Here is a 26645-nt window from a genome sequence, read left to right on the forward strand (position 1 = left end):
CCGGGACGAGGGCGCCGAGGTCCCGCTGGCCGGTCCCAAGCAGCGCACCGTCCTCGCCGCCCGGCCCGCGCCCTCAGCGGTCACGGGTGCGGCCAGGCGCTGTAGCGCCGCAGACCGTAGAGCAGCGGCCGGCGGCCGGTCCGGTTGACGACCTCGCGGACCTCACCGAACACCACGACGTGGTCGCCGACCGGAAGGCGCATGCCCGCCCGGCAGTCGGCGACCGCGTGCGCGTCCTCGGGCAGGTGCGGGCCCGCCGCGCCGTCCCCCAGGTGCCACCCGACCCGGTCGAACCGGTGCGGGTCGCCGGACGCGAACAGCTCCGCGGTGGCCTGGGCGCCGTCGTCCAGCAGGTTGACGGCGAACTCGCCCCGGCGGACGACCGCGTCCAGCGTCGGGCTCCCGCTCCGCAGGCAGACCAGCAGCGTGGGCGGGTCCATCGTCACGCTGCACACCGACGAGCAGGTCATGCCCCAGGGCCGGCCGGCGAGGTCCAGCGCGGTGACGATCGCGACGCCGGTAGGGAACCCGCGCATCATCGCCCGGAAGCCCTCGCGGCCGCCCGGGCCGGCCGGCCGGGCGAGCCCGCCGGCCGGGCCGGGAGGCTCGGCCGGCCGGGCCGGCCCGGGCAGCGAGGCCAGGTGCTCGTCAGGCATCTCGATCACGCATGGCGGCGAGGTACTCGTGGTGCGTGGGCAGGGTGTCCGCCAACCGGGCGGCCCGGTCGCGGATGGCGCCGAACTCCTTGGCCGCGGCGGCCGGGTCCGACAGCGCGAGCGCCGGCGACGGGCGGGGCCGGATCGCGCCGGTCCCGAGCAGGATGCACATGTAGGAGTACGGCGGCAGCCCGTGGTAGTACGGGAAGATCGTCTCGCTGTCGGGCAGCCCCGCCTTCCAGCGCTCCAGCCGCCCGGCCAGCGCGTCCGGGACGACCCGGGTCTTGGTGTCGCGCCAGTACTGGGTGTCCGCGCGCGCCGCGCCCTGGTAGTGCAGGACGAGGAACTCGCGCACGCCGTCCATCACGTGCGCGACGGCGTCGTTGTACCGCTCGCGCGCCCTCGGGTCCCAGTCGGGGCCGGGGAAGTACTTCACCAGCTGCTCGATCGCATGGTGGATGAAGAAGATCCCGGTCGACTCCAGCGGCTCGACGAACCCGCTGGCCAGCCCGATCGCGACGCAGTTGTTCTTCCACGACTGCCCGCTGCGGCCGATCCGCATGCGGATGTGGTTGGCCTCGGCGTCGGCCGCTTCCGGGCCGACGAACTCGCGCAGGGTGCGTTCGGCCTCCTCCGGCGAGATGTAGTCGCGCGCGTAGACGTAGCCGGTGCCGATCCGGCTGAACAGCGGGATCGTCCAGATCCAGCCCGCCTCCTGTGCCGTGGCGACGGTGCACGGGCGCATGGCGGTCTTCGCCATGTCGAGCGGCACCTGCAGCGCCACCGCGCTGTCGTTGGGCAGGGTGTCCTGGTAGGAGATGAACGGGACCTCAAGCGCCTTGTTCAGCAGCAGGCCGCGGAACCCGGTGCAGTCCACGAACAGGTCGCCGTGCAGCTCCCCGTGCTCGGCGGTGACGACGTGGTCGATCCAGCCGCGCTCGTCGAGCCGCACGTCCCGCACCTCGTCGATGATGTGGCGCACGCCGCGGTCCACCGCGTAACCGGTGAGGAACTTCGCGAGCAGCGCCGCCTCGAAGTGGTAGGCGTAGGGGAACTGCGTCTTGCCCTGGTGTTCGGACATGGTCAGCCCGACGGGCTCCTCCGCGGCGTTCGGCTCGCGGTTGACCAGCGTGCCGTCCAGGTGCCGGGGGCTGCGGCCGGCATCGCACAGGGACGGCATCACGAAGCAGTCCTGGTCGAACCGGTCGCCCGGGCCGTCCTGGAGCCACCAGTCCGCCAGCGGGAACCCGCCGACCGACCGGATCTGCTCGAACGGGTGGTAGAAGTAGTGCCCCGGACGCCGCCAGTCCTCGAACCGGACGCCGAGCTTGTAGGTCGCGTTGCAGAACGGCATCCACTCCTCCTCGCGCAGGTCGAGGAACTCGAAGAAGTGGCGGATGTCGCTGAAGGTCGCCTCGCCGACCCCGATGGTGCCGATCCTGCCGGACTCGACGAGGGTGATCCGCAGCCGGTCGGCGAACGCCGCCTTCAGGTACGCGGCGGTCATCCAGCCCGCGGTGCCGCCTCCGACGATGACGACGTGGTCGGGGTTCCGCTCGGTCACTTGGCCTCCTCAAGGTCGGCGGCCATCGCCTCGCGCAGGCTGCGCGGCCGCATGTCGGTCCAGTTCCGCTCGATGTGCTCCAGGCACGCGGCCCGGTCGGCCCCGCCGTAGGCGACCCGCCAGCCGTCCGGGACGGAGGCGAAGGTCGGCCACAGGGAGTGCTGGTCCTCGTCGTTCACCAGGACGTAGAACTCGCCGTCCTCGGCATCGAACGGGTTGGTGCTCATACGCGGACTCCGTTCCGCTTCTCGGCGGCCGCGCGGGCCGCGATGGATCCGACGATCTCGCCGCTGCGGGTCGCCAGGTTCGACAGCAGCGACGACGACAGCCCGTGCGTGTCCTCGGTCCCGCCCTGCAGGTAGATCCCGCAGCGGACGTCGTCGCCGGTGACCACCCGGTAGTCCCGCTCGACCCGCAGCCGCCCGGCGGCGTCGCGGGCGCAGCGTCCGGCCAGCTCGCCGAGGACCCGGCCGGGGTCCATCGGGTCGTATCCGGTAGCGCAGACCAGCAGGTCGACGTCCAGGTCCCGGGACCTGTCGGAGGCGGTCGAGTGCACGGTGACGCGGGTCTCCCCCGCGACGGACTTGGCGTGGGTGACGCGGGACAGGTTGAGGAAGCGCAGCCGTCCGGTCCCGGACAGCTCGTCGTCGTAGGCGCGCCGGTAAAGCTCCTTGGCCACGTCGCCGTCGACGACCGAGTAGTTGGTGCCCGCGTGGTACCGCCAGAACGCGGTCCGCGCCTCGGCGGAGCCGTGGTAGTAGTCGTCGACCGCCGCCGGGTCGAACACCTGGTTGGCGAAGGGGGTGTCGTCGGCGACGGTGTAGCCGTAGGACGGCAGGATCGCGTAGACGGTCGCCTCCGGCAGCGCGTCGTACAGGAACTTGACGACCTCGGCGGCGCTCTGCCCCGCTCCGGCGACGGCCACCCGCCGCAGCGAGCGGGGGTCCAGCCGGCGGAAGCGGTGGAGGAACTCCGCGGCGTGGAAGACGGACTCGTCGGGTTCCATCCCCGCGGGCATCCGCGGCACCAGGCCCGTGGAGATGACCAGGTTGCGGGCGTCCACCGACCGCGTCCCGCCCGGGGCCCGGGGGTCGCGCACCTCGACGCGCAGGCGGTCCACCGGCCCCGGCCGCCGGTCCGGGACGGCCCGCACGGCGGTCACCTCCGCGCCGTAGTCGACCCGGTGCGCGACCCTCGCCGCCGCCCATTCGAGGTAGTCGTGGAACTCCCGCCGGGTCGGGAAGAAGTCCTGGTTGTTCACGAACCGGACCAGCCGTCCCCGCTCGTGCAGGTAGGAGACGAAGCTGAACGGCGACACGGGGTTGCGGAAGGTGACCAGGTCCTTCAGGAAGGAGACCTGCATCTTCGCCGAGGGGACCAGCATCCCGCGGTGCCAGCCGAGCGCGGGCTGCCGCTCGAGGAACAGGGCGCTGAGCGGTTCCTCGCTCTCCTCCAGCGCGATCGCCAGCGAGAGGTTGGAGGGGCCGAACCCGATGCCCACCACGTCGTACAGTTCACTCTCGTCCATTCGAGCACTCCCTCGGTGACGGCCTGTTGTTCTCGGTGCCTCTCACGACCACGGCGTCGCGCCGCCGGCGGCGAGGTGCCGCCCGACGATCCGGCAGATCTCGGCGGCGGGTCCGGGGAGGTGCAGGTCCCCGTGCGCGGACTGGATGTCGTGCTGGTGCAGGGTCCCCTCCACGTGCGGGCGCCACAGCCCGGCGAACGACCCCCCGGGCTTGGGCACCGCGTCGAAGAGCAGCGCGTCGCCGCGGAAGACCGGCGAGTCGAAGCCGGGCGCGAGGCGCGTGTAGTTGGTGATCACCGCTACGGCGCCGTCCACGAAGGCGCTGTAGTCGCCGGAGCCGGCGGCGTCGGTGAGGTGCGCGGCGAAGTAGTCGCGGATCTCCGCCTCGGTGGGCGGACGCTCCTCGGCGAGGCGTCCGCCGGGAACGCTGTCCAGCAGCGCCAGCAGGCCCACCTCGTTCCCGAGGCGCTGGAGTTCGGCGGCCACCGCGTGCGCCAGGGTGCCGCCGCCGGAGAGCCCGAGCAGGTGGAACGGCCCTTCGGGCTGGACGCGCAGGATCTCGGCGACGTAGTCGGCGACCATCTCCCCGATGGACGCGGGCAGCGGGGCCGAGCCGTCGAACCCCTTGGCCTGGACGCCGTAGACGGGCCGGTCCGCGGGCAAGGACCCGGCGAGTCCCAGGTACGGCCAGCAGAGCCCGCCGCCCGGGTGGATCCACCACAGCGGCTCCCGTTCGCCTCCGGCCCTGAGAGTCAGCACCGGCCCGAACGGGTCCTCAGCCCCGGCCCGGTCGTCGGCCCCGGCCCGGTCGTCGGCGGCCCCGGCCTGGTCGGCGGCCCCGGCCTGGTCGTCGGCGCCCGCTGCCAGACGCGCGGCGAGCCCGGCGACGGTCGGGGCCTGGAACACCGTCCGCATCGGCACCTCGACGCCGAGGACCGTGCGCACCCGGTTGACGATCCGGGCGGCCAGCAGGGAGTCCCCGCCCAGGGCGAAGAAGTCGTCGTCGGCCCCGACCCGGTCGAGCCCGAGCACCTCGGCGAACAGCCCGCACAGGATGCGCTCGCGCGCCGTGCGCGGCGCGCGTCCGGCCGCGGCCCCCGACAGGTCCGGGAGCGGCAGGGCACGCCGGTCGACCTTCGCGCTCGGCGTCAGCGGGATCGCGTCCACCGGTGTCAGCGCGGCGGGCATCATGTGCTCGGGCAGGCGCTCGCGCAGGTGCCGGCGGAGCGCCCCGACCAGGCCGCCGTCCGGCGCGGACGCGGCGTCCCCGGCGGGGACCACGTAGCCGACCAGGCGCGGGTCGCCGAGCCGGTCGTCCACGAACACCGCCGCCCGGCCGACCGCCGGGTGCTCCAGCAGGCGGCTCTCGACCTCCCCCGGCTCGATCCGGAACCCGCGGACCTTGACCTGGTCGTCGGTGCGGCCGTGGAACACCAGGTCGCCCTCCGGGGTGAGCCGGACGAGGTCGCCGGTCCGGTACATGCGCGCGCCGGGCGGCCCCGCCGGGCAGGCCACGAAGCGCTGCGCGGTGAGGTCCGCGCGGCCCACGTAGCCGCGCGCGACCCCGGCCCCGGCGACGTACAGCTCCCCGGCGACGCCGGGAGGCACCGGACGCAGCGCGCCGTCGAGCACCAGCAGCCGGAGGCCCGGGATCGTCCGCCCGATCGGCGCGGCGCCGGCGTCAGCGCCGAGCGGCGCGCTCATGGTGGCGGCGGCGGTCGTCTCCGTCTGCCCGTAGACGTTCACCATCCGGCGGCCGGGCGCCCACGCGGCGACCGTCTCCGCCGGGACCGCCTCGCCGCCGGTCACCAGCGTCCGCACGGTGGGCAGCGACGCGGGGTCCAGCAGCTCCAGCACCGGCGGCGGGATCATGGCGTGGGTGGTCCGCGCCTCGGTGATCGTCCGGGCCAGCACGGGCCCGGGCACCAGGTCGGCGCTGTCGGCCATGACCACGCCGGCGCCCGAGAAGAGCGCGGTGAACAGCTCGCAGAGCGACACGTCGAAGCTCGGCGAGGCCAGCTGCAGCATCCGCGACCCGGCGGTGACGCCGAGCCGCCGGGCGTGCGCGGCGGCCAGCGCGCCCACCCCGCGGTGGGTGACCGCGACGCCCTTGGGCCGTCCGGTCGAGCCGGAGGTGTACAGGACGTAGGCCAGGCCGTCCAGGTCCGCGGCGGGCCCGATCGTGGCGCGCCCGGCGGGCGGCTCGTCGGAAGCGGGCAGCGGCTCGTCCACCCGCAGCATCGGCACCGCGCACGCGGACAGCGCCGGGCACGCGGACAGCACCTCGGCGCCGTCCGCGTCCGCGATCGCCAACCCGGCCCCGGAGTCCGAGACCATGTAGTCGATCCGCTCCGCCGGATAGGAGTGGTCGACCGGAAGGTACGCCGCGCCCGCCTTGGCCACGGCGAGCAGCGCGACCACCAGGTCCGGGGACCGCCGCACCGCCACCGCCACCACGGTCTCCGGCCGCGCGCCGCGGCGGACCAGCTCGCCCGCCAGCCGGTCCGACCGGACGTCGAGATCCTTGTAGGTCAGCTCGCTTCCGCCGAACACCACCGCGACGGCATCGGGGGTCGCGGTCGCCTGGGCCGTGAACAGCTCGGCGATGGTCCCCTGCGGCGCCGGCTCGGCCGTGGCGTCGAGATGGGCCAGGGCGCGCTCCCGCTCCGGGTCGTCCGGGACGTCCAGAGTGCCGACCGGCACCTCCGGATCGTCGGCCACCTGCCGCAGCACCCGTTCCAGGAGTGCGGCAGAGCGGGCCGCGACCGTGCCGTCGAGCGCGGTCTCGCGGTACTGGACGGTGACCTGGAGGTGGGGCGCGGCGGCGGCCGCCATGCCGAGCGGGTAGTGGGTGGCGGTGAGCGCGCTGACCCCGGTGACCGAGATCCCGGCGGCGGAGTTCGCCGCGCCGATCCCGGCGGTGTCGATCGGGAACGACTCGAACACCGCCGCCGTGTCGAACAGGACGGGAAGCCCGGTGGACCGCTGGATCTCGGTGAGCCCGTGGTGGTGGTGCTCCAGCAGCGCGCTCTGGCGTCGCTGGAGGTCGGCCAGCACGCCGCCGAGGGTGCTCCACGGCGTGCACCGCACCCGCATCGGGACGGTGTTGACGAACATGCCGACCATGGACTCCGCGTCCGCAAGCTCCGGCGGACGGCCGGACACCGTCGTGCCGAACAGCACGTCCTGCCGTCCGGTCAGGGCGCCCAGGACGATGCCCCAGCAGCCCTGGACCAAGGTGCTGAGCGTGATGCCGAGCTCGGCCGCGCGCCGGGGCAGGCCGGCGGCCACCTCCGGTGGGAGCGGGACGTCGAGCACGGTGACGTCGTCCGGGTCGGTCTCCGGTCCGGCGCCGGGGGCGATGAGGGTGGGTTCGTCCACGCCGTCAAGCTCGTCCGCCCAGGCGCGCGCGGACTCGTCCGAGTCCCGCCCCGACAGCCAACCGAGGAAGTCCTTGTAGCGGGCCGCCCGTGGCAGCGCCGACGGGCCGCCGCCGTCGTCGTCCGCTCCGTACAGCTGCATCAGGTCCCGCGTCAGCAGGGGCAGCGACCATCCGTCGAACAGCAGGTGGTGCGCGGTCAGGACGAGTTCGGCGCTCTCCTCGCCGGTCAGGACCAGCGCCAACCGCAGCATCGGCGGGACCGCCGGGTCGAAGGGCTCGTCCCGGTCGGCGGCCAGCGCCCGTTCCAGCTCCGCGGCCCGGCCGTCCTCGTCCAGGGCGCGCAGGTCGATCACCTGCCACGGCAGGACGAGCCCGTCCACGACCAGCTGGACCCAGCGGCCGGACGCCGCACCGACGAACGCCGCGCGCAGGGCGGCGTGCCGGTCCAGCAGGGCCTGTCCCGCGGCGCGCATCCGCTCGGGATCGACCTTGCCGCTCAGGTGGAGGACCAGCTGCATGTGGTACGGGTCCCGGCCGGCGCCGGTCAGCATCGACTGGAACAGCAGGCCCAACTGGAGCGGGGTCGGCGGCCAGACGTCCGCGAGTCCCAGGTAGCGCCGCTCCCACGCCTCGATCTCGTTCTGCCGGACGTCGACCAGCGGCACGTCCGACGGGGTGAGCCCGCCTGCCTCCGGCGCGGCGACGTGCTGCGCGATCTCCTCCAGCGCGGCGCACCACAGGTCGGCCAGCTCGGTGACCTCCGCCTGCGCCAGCACGCCGGACGGGAACCCGAACCGGGCGCTGAGCCGCGGGCCGTCCGCGGTGTCGGAGACGAACGCGTTGACCTCCAGTGCCGACGTCACCGGCAGGTCGGGGTCGAACCGCACTGCCAGGTCGGCGGCGTCGGCCGACTCGCTCCACCCCAGGCCCCGGAGGGTCTCGGGCATGTCGGCCGCCGAGAACCGGCCGAGGTAGTTGAAGGTCACCTGGCCGGCCGGACGGACCGACAGCTCGGCGCGCGCCTCGTCGTTCAGGTAGCGCAGCAGCCCGTATCCCAGGCCCTTGTCGGGAAGGCCGCGCAGCCGCTCCTTGACCGCCTTGACCAGCTCCCCCACCCCAGGTCCCCTGGTCGGGACCTCGACTCGGAAGGGGAACACGCTGGTGAACCAGCCGATCGTGCGGGACAGGTCGGCTCCCGGCAGCGGCGCGTCCTCGCGGCCGTGGCCTTCGAGCCGCAGCAGGACGGACGGCTCGTCCACTCCGCGCGCCCGCCGCCAACGTGCGATCGCCAGGGCCAGCCCGGCGAGCAGCCCCTCGGCCACCCCGCAGCGGTAGGCCGCCGGAAGCCGCGCCAGCAGGGCTTGCGTGGCGTCGGGCGCGAGCCGGGTCTCGACGGTGTCGAGGGTGGCCTGCACGTCGAGGGCGGGGTCGAGCGGCCGCGCGCCGACCAGCGGGTCCGCGCCGTCCAGCATGGACCGCCACATCGGCAGTTCCGCGACGCGGCCGGGCGAGACCGCCTCGTCGCGCAGCGCGTGCGCCCAATGCCGGAAGGACCTGGGGACGGGAGCGGGCCGGGGGTCGGCCCCCGTCCGGACGGCCTGCCAGGCGGCGGCGAGGTCGGGCAGCAGGATGCGCCACGACACCCCGTCCACGACCAGGTGGTGCAGGACGATCAGAAGCCGGTCGCTTCCGAGCCGGTCGCGTTCGAGCCGGTCGCGTTCGAGCCGGACGAACTGCGCCATCACTCCGGCGGACGGGTCCAGGCGGCCGACTGCGGCATCCAGCTCCCGCTGCGGATCGGAGGGGGCTGTCCCGGCGGCGTTGCGGAGCAGCGTCCGGACGTCCACCGATCCCGGTGGCGCCACTCGCAGGCCGTCTGCCTCCAGGCGGGCGCGCAGCAGGTCGTGATGGTCCACGATCGCCGCGAGCGTGGCGACCAGGCCGGCGTCGTCGATGCCGTCCGGGAGGTCCACCATGGTCGCCATCGCGAACCGGTCGATGTTCCGGCGCGCCGGACCGGCCTGTTCCAGCAGGTGCCGCGCCATGGGCGGCAGCGGCATCCAGTCCTGGTCGCCGCCCGGTTCCGGCCGGGGGGCCTTCCGCTCGGCCGCGGCCTGGCCGGACCGGTCCCGGGCCTTCGCGGCCAGCTGGGCGACCGTCCGCAACTCGAAGATGTCGCGCGGCGTGATCTCGACGCCTCGGGCCAGCGCCCGCGAGACGACCTGGAGCGAGCGGATGCTGTCACCGCCCAGAAGGAAGTAGTCGTCGTCGATCCCGACGCGTTCCAGCCCGAGGACCTCGGCGAGGACCGCGGCGAGCGCCGTCTCCGCCTCCGTGCGCGGGGCCCGGTACTCGGCGCCCGCGGCCGGCGGCTCGGGGAGCGCGGCGCGGTCGACCGTCCCGTCCGGCGCCTCGGGCAGCCGGGCCAGGAACACGAACGCCGACGGCACGGCGTGCGCGGGCAGCCGTGCGGAGAGGAAGTCGCGCAGCTCGGGCGCCGCGACACCGCCGGTGAAGGACAGGGTGGACTCGGTGTGCGCCGGCCCTTCCGGCTCCAGGTAGGCGACCAGCCTCCGGCTGCCATGCCCCTCGTGCACGACCACCGCCGCGCGCGCGACACCGGAGTGCTCGGTCAGTGCCGCCTCCACCTCGGCCAGTTCGGTCCGGAGCCCGCGGATCGTCGCGCCCTCCCGGTCGGTGGCCACGGCATGCGTCGCGACCTGCGGCGGGCCGATCGGCGCGTCTGGGTCGTTCACGGCCCCGCGCAGCGTCTGGACGAACCGGTCCGCCAGGTCCTCCACCGTGGACCGGTCGAACAGGTCGGTGGCGTACTCGATGCCGCCCACCACGCCGCGCTCCGGGACGTCGGCCAGGAGGAACGTCAGGTCGAGCTTGGACGTGTGGGTGGCGACCGTCTTCAGGGACGCGTGCAGACCGTCCATGTCGAAGGTCTCGGGCGCACCGTGCTGCCAGGCGAACATGACCTGGAAGAGGGGGTGGTAGGCCGTGGAGCGCTCGGGGTTGAGCAGTTCCACCAGGCGCTCGAACGGGACGTCCTGGCGGTCGTAGGCGGCCAGCGCGCGGTCCCGCACCTGGTGGAGCACCCGGGCGAAGGTGGGCTCGCCGGACATCCGGACCCGGAGCACCCAGGTGTTGACGAAGAACCCGACCAGCTCGGCCAGGGAGTCGTCGGTGCGTCCGGCGATCGGCGAGCCGATCGCGAGGTCGTCGCCGCCGCCGGCCTCGCGCAGCATCAGCACGAGTGCCGCTTGGAGCACCATAGGCACCGTCGCGCCTTGCGAGGCGGCCAGTTCCCCGATCGCGGCCACCAGCTCGGGATCGAGGGCGAGGTCCACCAGGTCACCGTGGTGACCGGCCACCGGCGGACGGGGGCGGTCGGACGGCAGCGGCATCGGCTGCGGGAGACCGGCGAGCTCGTCCCGCCAGTAGGCGAGCTGGGCGGCGAGCACGCTGTCCGGATCGTCCGCCTCGCCGAGCAGCTCCCGCTGCCAGAGCGCGTAGTCGGCGTACTGCACCGGCAGCTCCGGCCAGTCCGGCGGCGAGCCGCGCCGCCGGGCGGCGTAGGCCGCGCCCAGGTCGCGCATCAGCGGCGTGATGGACTCGCCGTCCCCGGCGATGTGGTGGATCAGCAGCAGGAGGACGTGGTGCTCCTCGTCCTCGCGCAGGAGCCGCGCCCGCACCGGTATCTCCGCCGCCAGGTCGAAGCGGTGGGCGGCGCCCTCGGCCACCGCGGCCGGCACGTCGGCCGGGGAGACGTCGGCCACGGGGATTTCCAACGACACCTGTTCCATCGGCAGGATCCGCTGGAACGGGACGCCATCCTCGTCCTCGGCGACCACCGTGCGCAGGCTCTCGTGCCGGGCCACCAGGTCGCGCAGCGCCGACCGGAGGGCCGGGACGTCCAGCCGGCCGGTCAGCCGCAGCACGACCGGCAGGTTGTAGGTGGCGGACGGGCCCTCGAAGCGCGCCGCGAACCACAGCCGCCGCTGGGCGAACGACAGCGGGACGCTCTCCGGGCGCGTCGCGGCCCGGCGCATGACCGGGCGTCCGGACGGCGCGGCGGGCAGGTGGCGCGCCAGCTCCGCGACGGTCGGCGCGTCGAACACCGCGCGGATCGGGACCTCCACGCCGAGCTCCGCGCGGATCCGGCCGACCAGGCGGGTGGCGAGTAGCGAGTGCCCGCCCAGCGCGCCGAAGGGATCGTCGACGCCGACGCGCTCCACCCCGAGCACCTCGGCGAACAGCCGGCAGAGCGCCTCCTCGCGCGGCGTGCGCGGACCGCGGAACCCGCGTTCGCCGCCGGCGGCTTCGGGCGCGGGCAGCGCGCGACGGTCGAGTTTGCCGTTCGCGTTCACCGGTAGCGCGTCGAGCACCACGAACGCCATCGGGACCATGTAGTGCGGCAGGCGCTCCGCCGCATGGTCGCGCACCCGGTCCACGAAGTCCCGGGGGTTGTGACGCCACCGCTCGCCGTCAGCTTTACCGGGCTGCACGGCATCCTGGGACACCGCCGCCTCGGGGCGGCGGGCGTGCACGGAGTACATCCCGGTGCCCGCCAGGTCGTCGGCGGCCTCGACGGTGACGCGCAGTCCCCGGTCCTCCAGCAGCTCGACGACGACGCCGAGGCGGCCGTCGATGTCGTGCACCTCCACCACGACCTGCCGGATGATCGGCCAGTGCGCGGGCTCGATGCCGAGCAGGACGTCCAGCTCGCTCTTCTCCGCGTCGATCTTCAGCAGGTCGATCGCGGTGATGCCGTGGCGGCGGATCTCCTGGGAGAGCGTCCGCACCTCGACCCCGACCTGCTCGGCGCGCAGCCGCTCGGTCAGCAGCTCGTCGAGCAGCCCGTCCTGGGCTCCGTCGCCAGCGCCGCCGTCCGGGCCGCCGTCCGGGCCGCTGCCGGGCGCCGCGTCGTCGCGTCCGTCGCGGGCGCGCTCGTTGCGCAGGACCTGCCGGAGCATGTCGCGTTCCTCGCGCTCGTCGGCGAACCGCCCGGACAGCAGCGACATCTCCGGGTAGTAGGTGAACTCCGCCTCGCCCGGCTCCCGGCCGAGCCCGCACGCGGTGACGACCGCGTCGAGACCGTGCAGCTCCGCGTTCAGCCGGAACATGCCGGCCAGTTCGGGGATCGGCTCGAACGCGTAGATCCGGCAGTCCGGGCGCCGGTGCCCGGCCCACAGCGAGAACATGCCGACGTGGCCGCCGACGTCCACCACGCAGGCGGACTCCGGCAGCGCGAGCCCCGCCCGCGCGTACTCGCCGCGCACGAAGATCTCGTCGTACAGGAACGCGGTGTTCGACCGGTTCCGCGCGCAGACGACCATGCCGTTGGGCAGCTCGTGCAATTCCCGGTCGGCGAGCCGCCCTTCCCGGCGCAGCCGCGACAGGTTGGCCACCGGCCCGGCCGCCTCGCGGTCGGGCACCAGGTAGGCGACCAGCTGCTCGCCGCCGGCGGCGACCGGACGGGCGACCACCGCGGTCCTCGCGACCCCGGGATGCGCGCCGAGCACGCCCTCGATCTCGCCGGGCTCGATCCGCTGGCCCCGGAGCTTGATCTGCTGGTCGGTCCGGCCGAGGTACTCGATCTCCCCCCGCCGGTTCCACCGGACCACGTCGCCGGTCCGGTACATCCGCGCGCCCGGGGGGCCGTGGCGGTCGGCGACGAACCGGTCCGCGGTCAGTCCGGGACGGCCGGTGTAGCCGCGGGCGAGCTGGTCGCCCGCCAGGTACAGCTCGCCCGGCACGCCGGGCGGGACGGGCATGAGCCGCGCGTCGAGGACGTAGGTGCGCGTGTTCCACACCGGACGGCCGATGGTGACCGGCCCCTCCCCCGGGAGCGGGCACCGGGCGGCGGTGACGTCGACCGCGGCCTCGGTCGGCCCGTAGAGGTTGTGCAGCGGCGCGTCGAGCACCGCGTAGTACTCGTCGCGGAGGTGGCCGGGCAGTTCCTCGCCGCTGCAGATGACCGCGCGCAGGATCGTGCAGCCGGTCGCCGCCGGTTCCCGCAGGAAGTCCCGCAGCATCGTCGGGACGAAGTGGGTGATGGTCACCCCGGCGCGCTGGATCAGCTCCGCCAGGTAGGCGGGGTCGCGGTGGCCGTCCGGCCTCGCCACCACCAGCGCCGCCCCGGCGGTGAACGGCAGGAACAGTTCCCAGACCGACACGTCGAAGCCGAGCGGGGTCTTCTGCAGGATGCGGTCGTCCGGGCCCACCGCGTAGTGGTCGCGCATCCACAGCAGGCGGTTCACGATCGCCCTGTGCTCGACCATGACACCTTTGGGACGTCCCGTCGATCCGGAGGTGTACAGCACGTACGCCGGATGGGCGGGCGTGGCCCGCGCTCTGCCGGGGTCGGCGCTGTGGACGTCCGTGTCGTGGACGTCGGTGCCCGTTTCGCCGTCCACCGCGCCGGAGGCGTCGAGCACGATCCGCTCGGTTCCGGCGTCCTCGGGCGTGCCGGGAGCCGCGACGGTCACGGACGGCCGGGCGTCGGCATACAGGAACGCGATGCGCTCGCTCCCCTGGTCCGGATCGATCGGCAGGTAGGCCGCGCCCGCCTTCTGGATCGCCAGCAGAGCGACCAGCAGTCCGACCGACCGGGGCAGCCGCACGGCCACCACCCGCTCCGGGCCCGCCCCGAGGACCACCAGGCGGCGGGCGAGCCGGTCGGCCCGCCGGTTCAGCTCGGCGTAGCACACCGACACGTCCTCGAACACCACGGCGACCGCATCGGGTGTCCGTGCCGCCTGGGCCTCGAACAGCTCCGCGATCGTGGTGGCCGGGACCGTCCGCGCGGTGTCGATCCACCGGCCGAGGACCGCTTCGCGCTCGTCCGAGCCGAGGACGTCGATGTCGCCGACCCGCACGCGCGGGTCGGCGGCGAGCCGCGCGAGCACCCGCCGGAACCGGTCGCCGATGGCGGTCACGGTCGCGGCGTCCAGCGCGTGCCGCTGGTACTGGAGGGTGAGCCGGAGGTGCGGGTCGGCGTCGGCGACGACCGCCAGCGGGTAGTGGGACGCGGCATACGGGGTCAGCCCGGTGATCCTCACGCCCGCGGCGGTGTGGGCCTCGCTGAGCCCGACGTGGTCGATCGGGAACGACTCGAAGGCCACCACGGTGTCGAACAGCGCCGGCAGGCCGGCGTCCCGCTGGATGTCGGCGAGCCCGTGGTGGTGGTGGTCCAGCAGCGCGGCCTGGCGGTCCTGGAGATCGGTCAGCAGATCGGCGAACGAGGCTCCGGCCGGGCAGCGCACCCGGACCGGAAGGGTGTTGACGAACAGCCCGACCATCGCGTCCACGCCGCTCAGCTCGGGCGGACGGCCCGACACGGTCGCGCCGAACACGACCTCCTCCCGGCCGGTGAGCCGCCCGAGCAGGAACGCCCAGGCGCCCTGGACCAGCGTGTTGAGGGTGACGCCCAGCTCGGCGGACCGGCGCGCCAGCTCCCCGGACAGCTCCGGCGGCAGCGGGACGCGCAGATCGGCGACGTCCTCGGCGTCCGGGCCGGGCTCGGCGGCGTCCGGGACGAGCAGGGTGGGCTCGTCGATCCCGCGCAGTTCCTCGGCCCAGGCGCGGGCCGCCGCCGCGTGGTCCTGCCGCGACCGCCAGGCGAGGAAGTCCCGGTAGCCGCGCACGCGTGGCAGGGCCGAGGCGTCGCCCTCGGCGGCGTAGAGCCGCAGCAGGTCCCGCATCAGCAGCGGGATCGACCAGCCGTCGAGCAGGACGTGGTGCGCGGTGCAGACCAGCTCGGCGCGGCCGGGCTCCATGGCCAGCAGCGCCATCCGCAGCAGCGGGGGCGCGGCGGGGTCGAACCCGCGGGCGCGGTCGCGGGCCAGGAACCGCCCGAGCCGCTCCTCGCGCCGCCGGGGGTCGAGGCCGCCGAGGTCCTCGTAGCGCCACGGGATCTCCACCCGCTTCGGGACGACCTGCACCCGGTCCCCGGTCGCGTCCGCCGCGAACCCGGCGCGCAGGTTCGGGTGGCGGTCGAGCAGGGCCCGTCCGGCCGCGCGCATCCGGTCCGGGTCGACCTCCCCTTCCAGGTGGAACACCAGCTGGACGTGGTAGGAGGAGGACTCCGACAGCGACGAGTGGAACAGCAGGCCCGACTGGAGCGGCGTCAGCGGCCACACGTCCGCGAGGCCCCCGTGGCGTTCCTCCCAGCGCTCCAGTTCGGCCTGGTCCACCGCCACGAGCGGGACGTCCGACGGCGTCAGGCCGCCGGCGCCGGGCTGCTCGGCGTGCCGGGCCAGCGCCTCCAGCGCGGCGCACCACAGCTCGCCCAGCTCCCGGACGTCCTCGCCGGTCAGCAGGCCGGTGGGGAAGCCGAGCCGGGCGGTCAGGCGGGGCCCGTCCGCGGTGTCGGCGACGAGGGCGTTGATCTCCAGGGCGGCCATGGCGGGCATGTCCGGGTCCGGGTCGGCGACGGTCTCCACCGTGTCGGCGGCCTGCGTCCAGCCGAGTCCGCGCAGCTGCTCCGGCATGTCGGCGGCGGTGTACCGGCCGAGGTAGTTGAAGGCGATCTGCCCGGCGGAGTACTTCCGCAGCACAGCCGCCGTCTCGGGGTTGAGGTGGCGGAGCAGCCCGTAGCCGATCCCCCGGTCGGGGACGGCCCGCAAGTGCTCCTTGACCCGTTTCATCACGGTCGCGGCGGCGGGGCCGCCGGCGAACGCGTCGTCCAGGTCCGCTCCGGCGACGTCCAGGCGCACCGGGAACAGGCTGGTGAACCAGCCGACGGTGCGGGACAGGTCCGCGCCGGGCACCACGTCCTCCTCGCGCCCGTGGCCTTCGAGCCGGACCAGGGTGGACGGCTCGTCGGTCCCCCGCCTGCCCCGCCAGCGGGTGACGGCGAGGGCGAGCGCGGCGAGCAGGCCGGTGTCGGCCCCGCACCGGTAGGCCGCCGGAAGGCGCGTCAGCAGCGACTCGGTGACCCCGGCCGGGAGTCTCAGCCAGTGGTGCTCGACGGTCGCCTGGACGTCCACCGCCGGGTCCAGGGGACGGGATCCCAGCAGCGGGTCCGGGCCGTCCACGATCGAGCGCCACAGCGGCAGCTCGGCCGTCCGCGCGTCGTCGGCGGCGGCTTCGACGAGCGCGTGCGCCCAGCGCCGCGCCGAGGTCGCCACCGGCTCCAGCTCGGGCCGCCGGCCCGCCCGCACCTGCCGCCACGCGGCGGCCAGGTCGGGCAGCAGGATCCGCCACGACACCCCGTCCACCACCAGGTGGTGCAGGACGATCAGCAACCGGCCCGGGCCCGCGGCGGCGTCGAACCACACGAACCGCGCCATCACCCCGGCCCGCGGATCGAGCAGCCCGGTGGCGGCGTCCAGCTCCGCGGCGGCCGACTCCTTCCAGGCCGCGTCCCACCGGCCGTCGCAGGCGACCCGGTGGACGAGCCCGTCCGCCTGCACCGAACCGGGCGGCCCGACCCGCAGGCCGCCGCCGTCCTCGGAGTCCAGGCGGGCGCGCAGGACGTCGTGCCGGTCCAGCACCGCGGTGAGCGTGGCGACCAGCCCGGCCCGGTCGATGCCGTCCGGCAGCTCCACGGCCATGGACATGGAGAACCGGTCGTAGCCGCCGCCCAGCTCCAGCAGGTAGCGGGCGATCGGCGGCAGCGGCATCCAGCCGACCCCGCCGCCGTCCAGCTCGGCCAGCGCGGGCGTCTCCGCGCCCGGGCCGGGCCGGTCGGCCAGCGCGTCGGCCAGCCCGGCCACGGTCCGCCGGACGAAGATCTCCCGCGGCGTGATCTCGACGCCCCGCGCGCGGGCCCGCGACACCACCTGGATCGAGCGGATGCTGTCGCCGCCGACCGCGAAGAAGTCGTCGTCGATCCCGACCCGCTCCATGCCCAGGACGTCGGCGTACGCCGACGCGAGGACCTCCTCGACGGCCGTGCGGGGCGCCCGGTACGCGCCGCCGGTCCACTCCGGATCGGGGAGCGCGGACCGGTCCGGTTTGCCGTTCGGTGTCAGCGGCAGCCGGTCCAGCACCACCAGCGCCGAGGGGACCATGTACTCCGGGAGCCGGTCGGACACGAACCGGCGCAGCTCCCCGACGTCCACCCCGGCGGACAGGTCGACGGTGACCTCGCCCCGTCCACCGCCCGCGCCTTCGCCGGGTCCCCCGTCCGCGCCGACGCCGGGCCCGCCATCCGCGCCATTGCCAGGTCCTCCGTCCTCGGCGCCGCCTTCGGGACGGGCCGGAACCACATAGCCCACCAGCCGCTCGCCGGAACCGCGTCCCGGACGCGCCACCACGAGCGCCCGGGTCACACCCGGATGGGCGGTGAGCGCCGCCTCCACCTCGCCGGGCTCGATCCGGAACCCGCGCACCTTCAGCTGCTGGTCGCCGCGGCCGGCGTACTCCAGCTGGCCGTCGCGGTTCCACCGGGCCAGGTCGCCGGTGCGGTACATCCGCGCCCCGGGCGGACCGAACGGATCGGCCACGAACCGTTCCGCCGTCATCCCGGCGCGGCCGTGGTAGCCCCGGCCGATCGCGCCGCCGACGTACAGCTCGCCGACCACGCCCGCGGGCACCGGGGCCAGGCCGGGGCCGAGCACGTAGGCGCGCATGTTCCCCAGCGGAACGCCCACGGGCGTGCTGCCGGGGCCGGCCCAGCCGTCCCCGGACGGCACGGCGAAGGCCGAAGCGTAGAAGGTCTCGCTCTGCCCGTAGGCGTTGACGACCCGCGCGCCCGGCATCACCTCGCGGACCCGCCGCACCAGCGACGCGGGCAGCGCCTCGCCCGCCAGGACGACCACGTTGGCGGTGACCTTGCCGGACACCTGGTCCAGCAGCTCCGACAGCACCGAGGGGACGGTGCTCAGCACCGTCCCGGACCAGCCGTCCCGCTCCCCCAGCTCCAGCACGTTGCCGACGACCTCGACGGTCCCGCCGGTCGCCAGCGTGGTGAACGTCTCGAACACCGACACGTCGAAGTTGATCGAGGTCCCGGCCAGCGTCCGGCCCGCCGGCCGCGCCCCGACCGACGCCGCCAGCCGCAGCACGCCGTTGACCACGTTGCGGTGCGTGATGGCCACGCCCTTGGGGGTCCCGGTGGTCCCGGAGGTGTACATCACGTACGCCAGGTGGTCGTGCCGCAGCGGGCAGACGCGCTCGTCGTCGGTCAGGTCGCCGGCCGGCCCGCTGGTGAGGTCGAGGGCGTCCAGGCGCAGCAGCGGGACCGCGGAGTCCGGCAGCACCCCGGCGGTCGCCGCGTCGGTGACGATCAGCTCCGGCCCGGCCCCGGACAGCACCGCTTCGAGGCGGCGGCTCGGGTACTGGGGGTCGATCGGCACGTAGCCCGCACCGGACTTCAGGATGCCCAGCATCGCCACGACCAGGTCCTCCGAGCGCGGCAGCGCCAGCCCGACCAGCCGCTCGGGCCCCGCGCCGCGCCGGACCAGCTCGCGCGCCAGCCGGTTGGCGCGCGCGTTGAGCCGGCCGTAGGTGAGCGACCGCGTCCCGAACACGACCGCCACGGCGTCCGGGTCGGCGGTGACCTGCCGCTCGACCAGGTCCGCGATGGTCAGCCCGGGGGTCGGCTGGGCGGTGTCGTTGAACTCGCGCAGCAGCCGGCGACGCTCGGACTCCTCCAGCAGGTCCAGCGCGCCGATCGGACGGCGCGGGTCGGCCACGAGCCGGTGCAGCGCGCGCGTGAACCGGGCCGCGGCACCCTCGGCGGTGTCCCGGTCGAACAGGTCGGTCGCATATTCGAGCGTGCAGCGCAGCCCGCCGCCGGGCAGGGTCGCGGCGTTGAGCTCCAGGTCGAACTTCGCGGTCGGCGTCGGCACCCCGCGCAGGGTCGCCCGCAGGCCCGGCAGGTCGAGGTCGATCCGGTCCTCGCCCTGCCAGGTGAACATGACCTGGAACAGCGGGTGGTAGGCGGTGGACCGGTCGGGGTTGAGCAGTTCCACCAGGCGCTCGAACGGCGCGTCCTGGTTGTCGTAGGCGGCCAGCGCCTTCTCCCGGACCCGTTCCAGCACCCGGTCGAACGACGGGTTCCCCGACAGGTCGACGCGCAGGACCCAGGTGTTGACGAAGAAGCCGACGAGTTCGGTGAGGTCCTCGTCGGGACGGCCCGCGATGGTGGAGCCGAGCGCGACGTCCTCACCGGCGCCGAGCTGGTACAGCAGGACCGCCAGGACCGCCTGCAGCACCATGGGGACCGACATGCTCCGGTCTCCCGCCAGCCTCTCGACCCGCGCCAGCGTCTCGGCATCGATGTCGAACCGCACCGCGTCGCCGCGATGGGACGCCTCGGGCGGACGCGGCCGGTCGGCGGGCAACCGGGTCGGCTGCGGGATCCCCGCCAGCTCCTGGCGCCAGTACTCCAGCTGGGTGGCCAGCACGCTGGACGGGTCGGACTCGTCCCCGAGCAGCTCGTCCTGCCAGAGCGTGTAGTCCACGTACCGGACCGGAAGCGGAGGCCACTCCGGCGCGGAGCCGCGCAGCCGCGCCGTGTAGGCCTGGGTCAGGTCCCGGGCCAGCGGTGCCATCGACTGCCCGTCCGCGGCGATGTGGTGGATCACCAGCACCAGCCGGTGGTCGGTGGGGCCGCACCGGATCAGCCACGCCCGCACGGGGATGTCGGACGCGAGGTCGAACGGCCGCTCCGCCAGCTCCGTAGCCACTGCGTCGGCCTGCGCGGGGTCGGCGTCCACGATCGGGACGTCCAGGCGCGCCGCCTCCTCCTCGGGGAGCACCCGCTGGAACGGCACGCCCGCCTCGTCCTCGACGATCAGCGTGCGCAGGCTGTCGTGCCGCGCCACGACGTCGCGGAGCGCCGCGGTCAGCGCGGCCCGGTCCAGCGCGCCGGTCAGCCGCAGGACGAACGGAAGGTGGTAAGTGGCCGACGGCCCCTCGAACCGGTCGATGAACCACAACCGGCGCTGCGCGTACGACAACTGGATCATTCGGCGCTCCCACTCATCCGGCGCAACGGGGGCCTGCTCGTCCTCCTCGGCCCCACCCTGGTCGACAGGCGCGCGACGGTCGGCGCCTCGAAGATCGTCCGCACGGACACCTCGATCCCGAGCCTCCGGCGGATCCGGCTGGACAGCCGGGTGGCCAGCAGCGAGTTGCCGCCCAACGCGAAGAAGTCGTCCTCGATGCCGACCCGCTCCCGCTCCAGCACCTCGGCGACCAGGCCGCACAGGGCCTCCTCGTGAGCGGTGCGGGGCGCCCGGTAGGCGGCGCCGGTGAGCACCGGCTCGGGGAGCGCCGCCCGGTCGAGCTTCCCGTTCGGCATGAGCGGCAGCCGGTCGAGGGCGACGAACGCCGCGGGCACCATGAAGGCGGGCAGGCGCTCGGCGACGAACGTGCGCAGCTCCTCCGCGTCAGGGCCGAGTGCTCCTGTGGCGGTGTAGTAGCCCACCAGCTGCTCGGACCCGGCGAGGGCTTCTGCTGCGTGCACGGTCACCACGGCCCGGCCCACTCCGGGATGGGCGGTCAGGGCGGCCTCCACCTCGGCCGGTTCGATCCGGACCCCGCGCACCTTCAGCTGGGCGTCGCCCCGCCCGACGTACTCCAGCGGGCCGTCGTTCCGCCGGCGGCCCAGATCGCCGGTGCGGAACATCCGGGAACCCGGAGGGCCGAAGGGATCGGCGACGAAGCGCTCGGCCGTCAGTCCCGGGCGCCCCCGGTAGCCGCGGCTCACCGTGGCGCCCGCGACGTAGATCTCGCCGACCACGCCAGGGGGCACGGGTGCGAGCCCGTCGCCCAGCACGTACGTCCGGACGTTCTCCAGCGGCGATCCGATCGGCACACTCGCCCCGCCAGCCCCGCCCGCCCCGCCCGCCTCCACCGCGCACGCATCGTCCACGGGGTTCACGGTGTGGGCGGTCGCATAGAACGTCTCGGTCTGCCCGTAGGCGTTCACGACGCGGATGCCGGGGACCGCGGTGCGGGCGCGCGCCGTCAGCCATGCGGGCAACGGCTCCCCCGCGAACACCACGGCGTCGGCCTTCACCGCCTCCTCGCTCTGCTCCAGCAGCTCGGCGAACGCGGAGGGCACCGCGCTGAGCACGCCGCCGGACCAGCCGTCGCGCGCGCACAGCGCCAGCACGTCCCGGACGATCTCGACGGTCCCCCCGGCGCACAGCGTGGCGAACAGCTCGAACACCGACACGTCGAAGTTCACCGAGGCCCCGGCGAACAGCCGCGTGCCCTCCTGGATGTCGAGGCGAGCGGCCAGGCCGGGAAGGCAGCTGGTCACGTTGCGGTGCGTGACGGCCACGCCCTTCGGTGTCCCGGTGGACCCGGAGGTGTACATCAGGTAGGCCAGGTTGTCCGGTCCGGGCGCCGCAGGCGGTTCGGCAGAAGCGGCGGAGGCGGTGGCTCCCTGCTCCATCACCTCGTCCAGGCGGAGGCGCGGAGCGGTCCCGTCCGGGACGACCGCCTGCGTGGTCTCGTCCACCAGCACGAGGGCCGGGTCGGCGTCGGCGACGACGAACTCCAGGCGGCGGCTCGGGTGGGCCGGATCGATCGGCAGGTACGCCGCGCCGCTGCGCAGCACGCCCAGCAAGGCGACGACCAGGTCCGCCGAGCGCGGCAGGGCCACCGCGACGATCCGCTCCGGGCCGGCCCCGAGCCGGCCGAGGCCGCGCGCCAGCCGGTCGGCGCGCTCGTCGAGTTCGCGGTAGGTCATCGCCTCGCCGCCTGCCTCCACCGCGACGGCCGTGGGCGTCGCTTTCGCCTGGCGTCGGAAGAGGCGCGGAAGGGTGGCCTCGGACGGTTCGGCTGCCGGACCGTCGAGTCGCCTCAGCAGCTCCTCCCGTTCGGCAGGTTCGAGGACGTCAGTGGCCCCCACCGGCCTGCCGGGCTCGTCCACCAGGGTCCGTAGCAGGCGCCCGAAACGCGCCGCGATGTCGTCGGCGGCCTCCGGGCCGAACGTGCTGCGCCTGTACTGCAGCGCCAGCCGGAGGTGCGTGTCGGCATCCGCCAGGGCCAGCACAGTGAGCGGGTAGTGGGTGGTCGTGAACGGGCGGAGACCCGTGACCGTGATCCCGGTGTCCCTGCTCGCCCTGGCGATGCCCGCGCGGTCCATCGGGAAGGACTCGAACGCGATGAAGGTGTCGAACAGCCGGTCCAGCCCGGCCAGCCGGTGGATCTCGGTCAGGCCGTGGTGATGGTGGTCCAGGAGCGCGCTCTGCCGCTCCTGCAGCGCGAGGAGGAGGTCGGCGAAGCCGTCGCCCGGGTCGAACCGGACGCGGACGGGCAAGGTGTTCAGGAACAGCCCGACGATGCCGTCCACTCCGGGAACGGCGGGTGGACGGCCCGCCACGGTCGCGCCGAACACCACGTCGCGGCGGCCGGTGAGATGGCCCAGCAGAACGCCCCACGCGCCCTGCACCACGGTGTTGACGGTGACGCCGAGCTCGGCCGCGCGGTCGGCCACCGCACGGGCCGTCGCCGCCTCCAGCGGGACGGTGACCTGCCCGACCCCGGCGCCGTCGTCCGCGGGGGCCTCGCGGGGCGCGACGAGCGTCGGGCCGTCCAGGCCGCGCAGCTCGTCCGCCCACACCCGGGCGGCCTCGGCGCGGTCCTGGCCGGACAGCCAGGCCAGGAAGGCGCGGTAGTCGCGCGCGGGCGGCAGCGCCGAGGTGTCCGCGCCCGCCGCGTACAGCCGCAGCAGATCCTGCGTCATCAGCGGGATCGACCAGCCGTCGAAAAGGGCGTGGTGGGCGGTCAGGACGAGCTCGGACCGGTCGGCGCCCAGCTCGACCAGGGACAGGCGCAGCATCGGCGGCTCGGACGGGTCGAAGTGGTCGCTCAGGTCGGCGGCCAGGAACCGCTTCAGCTCGGCGTCCCGGTCCGGTTCGCGAAGGCCGCTCAGGTCCGCGTGCCGCCACGGCAGTTCGACGCCCTCGACGACGAGCTGCACCAGGTCGCCGCGGGCGTCCGGGACGAAGGCGGTGCGGAGGGCGGCGTGCCGGTCCAGGAGCGCCTGCCCGGCGGCCCGCAGCCGCTCCGGGTCCGGTCGCCCGGACAGGTGCAGGACGTACTGGACGTGGTACGGGTCGAAGTCCGAGTCGTTCAGCAGGGAGTGGAACAGCAGTCCCGACTGGAGGGAGGTCGGCGGCCACACGTCCACCAGGCCCGGGTAGCGCTGTTCCCACGCCTCCAGCTCGTCCTGGGTGACGGAGACGAGCGGGACGTCCGAGGGCGTCAGCCCGCCCGCGCCGGGTTGCGTCGCATGGCGGACGATCCCCTCCAGCGCGGCGCACCACAGATCGGCGATCTCCTGCACCTCGGCCGGGGAGAGCACGCCGGTCGGCGCGCCGAACAGGGCGCCCAGCCGCGGCCCGTCCGGTCCGTCGGTGACGGCGGCGTTGATGTCCAGCTCCGACAGCGCGGGCATGCGCGCGTCGTGCGCGGCGTCCAGCTCGGCGAACTCGGCGAACTCCGCCAGCTCCGAGGTCGGGGTCCAGCCCGTCCCGGCCAGCTCCCCGGGCATGTCGGCGGCCGAGAGCCGGCCGAGGTAGTTGAAGCCGATCTGGCCGACCGGCCGCCCGCGCAGCCGTTCGGCCGTCTCGGGGTTGAGGTGGCGGAGCAGGCCGTAGCCCATGCCCTTGTCGGGCACCGCACGCAGCCGCTCCTTGACCGCCTTGACCGCCGCCCCGGCGGCGGGGCCGCCCGCGAAGGCGTCGTCCAGGTCGATCCCGGTCAGGTCCAGTCGCATCGGGAACACGCTGGTGAACCAGCCGACGGTCCGGGACAGGTCCGCGCCGGGAACCACGTCCTCCTCGCGGCCGTGTCCTTCGAGCCGGATCAGCGTGGACGGCTCGTCCACGCCCCGGCCGCGCCGCCACCGCGCGACCGCCAGGGCCAGCGCCGCGAGGAGACCGTCGTTGACGCCGCCCCGGAAGGCCGCCGGGACGGTGGTCAGCAGCGCGTCGGTCACCCGCGCGGACAGCCGTGCCCACGCCTTGTGCACGGTCGGCATCACGTCCACGGCCGGGTCCAGCGGGCGGGCGCCGAGCATCGGGTCCGGGCCGTCCACGATCGAGAGCCACAGCGGCAGCTCGGCGACGCGTTCGGGGGCGGCCGCCGCCTCGACCAGCCCGCGCGCCCAGCGCCGCACCGAGGTGTTCACGGGCGGCAGGTCGGGTTCCGCTCCGGCGCGGACCGCGGCCCACGCGGCGGCCAGGTCGGAGGTCAGGATCCGCCAGGACACGCCGTCGACCACCATGTGGTGCACGGCCACCAGGAGGCGGCCCGGCCCGTCGCCGGCGTCGAACCAGACGAACTGCGCCACCGTGCCGGCCGCGGCGTCCAGCCGTCCGGCGGCGGCGTCCAGTTCCTCCAGCAGCAGATCGTGCCAGGACGGCTCGTCCCACCGTCCGGAGCAGGGGACGCGCCGGACGAGCGAGGCGGCGTCCACCGAGCCTGGCGGTTCGGCGCGCATGCCCGCGCCGTCGCCGGTCAGCAGGCGGGCGCGGAGCATGTCGTGCCGGTCCAGGACCGCGCTCACGGTGGCGGTCAGTCCGGCGCGGTCGATGCCGGCGGGCAGCTCGACGACGAGCGCCTGGAGGAACCGGTCGAACCCGGCGCCCGATTCGAGGATCCACCGCGCCACCGGCATCAGCGGCATCCACCCGACGCCGCCGCCGTCGAGTTCGGCGAGGACGGGCGGCGGGGTCTCGCCGGACCCGGCCGCGGCGGCGACCGCCGCCACCGTCCGGTGCTCGAAGATCTGCCGGGTGCCGACCTCGACGCCGCGTCCCCGCGCCCGCGCCACGACCTGGATCGACTGGATGCTGTCGCCGCCGAGGGCGAAGAAGTCGTCGTCAATCCCGACCCGAGCCCGGCCGAGGACCTCGGCGAACAGCGCGGCCAGCACGCGCTCGGCCGGCGTGCGCGGCGCCCGGTAGGGCCGGCCGCCGCGCTCCGGGCGGGGCAGCGCGTCGCGGTCCAGCTTGCCGTTCGGAGTCAGCGGGAGCCGGTCCAGCACCGTGATCACCGCGGGCACCATGAACTCCGGCAGCCGCTCGGCCGCGAAGGCGCGCAGCTCCCGGGCCACGAGCCCCGAGTCGATGAGGATGTCGCCGTCGCCGGCGCCCCAGCCGGTATCGCCGTCCGCGACCGGCACCACGTACCCGACCAGCTGCCTGTCCCTGCCGTCGTGGTCCGCCTGGGCGACCACGGCCGCCTGCGCCACGGCCGGATGCGCCAGCAGGGTCGCCTGGATCTCGCCGGGCTCGATCCGGAACCCGCGGATCTTGACCTGCTCGTCGGCGCGGCCGAGGTACATCAGCTCGCCGTCCGCCGCGCGCGCCGCCACGTCGCCGGTCCGGTACATCAGGTCACCGGGCGGACCGAACGGGCAGGCGACGAACCGCTCCGCGGTCTGCCCGGGCCGGTTCAGGTAGCCGCGCGCCAACCCGGCGCCCGCCAGGTACAGCTCACCAGGCTCGCCGGGCGGAACCAGACGCAGCCGCTCGTCCAGGACGTAGCCGCGCAGGAAGTCCATCGGACGGCCGATCGGGACCTCCGCGTCGATGTCCTCGGTAGGCCGCACCCGGTGGCAGGTGGAGAACGCCGTGGTCTCGGTCGGGCCGTAGCCGTTGAAGAGGATGAGGTCGGGGCAGGCCGCCAGGGCCCGCTGGGCGGCCCGCGGCAGCATGCGCTCGCCGCCGACCCACAGCTCCTGGAGCCCGGCCAGGCACCGGGCGTCCTCCTCCACCAGCACGTTGAACAGCGCGGGCGTGAGGAACGCCGCGGTGAGGCGGTGCTCGACCACCAGGCGCGCCAGCACCTCGGGCGTGAGGTCGAGCTCGGGTGCGATGACGACCCGGCCGCCGTTCAGCAGCGGCACCCACAGCTCGTACACCGACGCGTCGAAGGCCACGGGCGCGTGGGTCAGCACGCACGCCTGGGTGCCGTCGCCGTAGCGCCGGTCCAGCGCGAGCCCGACGACGTCGCGGTGGGTGGCGGCGATCCCCTTGGGCACGCCGGTCGAGCCGGAGGTGTAGATCACGTACGCCAGCCGGTCCGGGTGCTCGACCGGGGCGGGATCCGGCGGCGCGTCCACGCGGCCGGCGCGTCGGGACGCGGCGGGCCAGGCCGAGGCGGGCTGGGACTCGGCGGGCTGGGGTGCGACCTCCTCCAAGGTGAGGCGCGGGCACCCGCCGGGCAGGGCCGCCGCCTCCCCCGCGCCGGTCAGCACCAGTGCCGGACGCGCGTCGTCCAACATGAACTCCAGCCGCTCGGCCGGGTAGTCGGGATCCACCGGCACGTACGCAGCACCGGCCTTCAGCACCCCCAGCATCGCGACCAGCAGCTCGGGCGAGCGCGGCACGACCACGCCGACCAGGGACTCCGGTCCCACCCCGCGCCGGGCCAGCGCCCGCGCCAAGTGGGCCGACCACGTGTCGAGCTGCCGGTAGGTCAGGGAACGCTCGCCATCGGTCACCGCGACGGCGTCCGGTCGACGCGCGGCCCACCGCCCGAACAGTTCGGGAACGGTCATGTCCGGGGCCGGTCCGGCACCCCGCGACA

At 74.8% G+C, this 26645-nt stretch carries 6 protein-coding genes; all 6 read right to left on the reverse strand.

The genetic code is table 11. The features are described 5' to 3' along the window. Window positions 1-80: 80 nt before the first annotated feature. The 6 genes from FHU30_RS22825 to FHU30_RS22850 are packed head-to-tail and all read right to left on the reverse strand — an operon-like array spanning window position 81 to window position 26616. On the reverse strand, window positions 81-656 hold the full coding sequence (locus FHU30_RS22825) for a flavin reductase family protein (protein WP_253878587.1): 576 nt from the start codon (window positions 654-656) through the stop codon (window positions 81-83). Further along, window positions 649-2220, reverse strand: coding sequence for a tryptophan halogenase family protein (locus FHU30_RS22830; protein ID WP_253878588.1), 1572 nt, complete (start codon window positions 2218-2220; stop codon window positions 649-651). Before FHU30_RS22830 ends, FHU30_RS22825 begins: the two co-directional genes overlap by 8 nt. Continuing rightward, window positions 2217-2447 carry an MbtH family protein gene (locus FHU30_RS22835; protein WP_253878589.1) on the reverse strand — a complete coding sequence of 77 codons (231 nt, stop codon included), beginning with the start codon at window positions 2445-2447 and terminating at the stop codon, window positions 2217-2219. The genes FHU30_RS22830 and FHU30_RS22835 overlap by 4 nt, the downstream gene beginning before the upstream one ends. After that, window positions 2444-3748, reverse strand: coding sequence for a lysine N(6)-hydroxylase/L-ornithine N(5)-oxygenase family protein (locus tag FHU30_RS22840; protein WP_253878590.1), 1305 nt, complete (start codon window positions 3746-3748; stop codon window positions 2444-2446). The genes FHU30_RS22835 and FHU30_RS22840 overlap by 4 nt, the downstream gene beginning before the upstream one ends. Before the next feature lie 42 nt (window positions 3749-3790). Then, window positions 3791-20059, reverse strand: a complete 16269-nt coding sequence (locus tag FHU30_RS22845) for a non-ribosomal peptide synthetase (protein WP_253878591.1) — start codon at window positions 20057-20059, stop codon at window positions 3791-3793. Then, entirely contained in the window at window positions 20056-26616 is a 6561-nt protein-coding gene (locus tag FHU30_RS22850) for a non-ribosomal peptide synthetase (RefSeq protein ID WP_253878592.1), read from the reverse strand. Before FHU30_RS22850 ends, FHU30_RS22845 begins: the two co-directional genes overlap by 4 nt. Between the last annotated feature and the right edge of the window lie 29 nt (window positions 26617-26645).

It is taken from the genome of Actinomadura rupiterrae, from assembly GCF_024172125.1.
Classification (GTDB): domain Bacteria; phylum Actinomycetota; class Actinomycetes; order Streptosporangiales; family Streptosporangiaceae; genus Spirillospora; species Spirillospora rupiterrae.

Bases quoted from the DNA above. Each gene is read 5' to 3' on its own strand.
- FHU30_RS22840 (WP_253878590.1), bottom strand. From the start codon at position 3,748: ATGGACGAGAGTGAACTGTACGACGTGGTGGGCATCGGGTTCGGCCCC.
- FHU30_RS22825 (WP_253878587.1), bottom strand. From the start codon at position 656: ATGCCTGACGAGCACCTGGCCTCGCTGCCCGGGCCGGCCCGGCCGGCC.
- FHU30_RS22850 (WP_253878592.1), bottom strand. From the start codon at position 26,616: ATGACCGTTCCCGAACTGTTCGGGCGGTGGGCCGCGCGTCGACCGGAC.
- FHU30_RS22835 (WP_253878589.1), bottom strand. From the start codon at position 2,447: ATGAGCACCAACCCGTTCGATGCCGAGGACGGCGAGTTCTACGTCCTG.
- FHU30_RS22845 (WP_253878591.1), bottom strand. From the start codon at position 20,059: ATGATCCAGTTGTCGTACGCGCAGCGCCGGTTGTGGTTCATCGACCGG.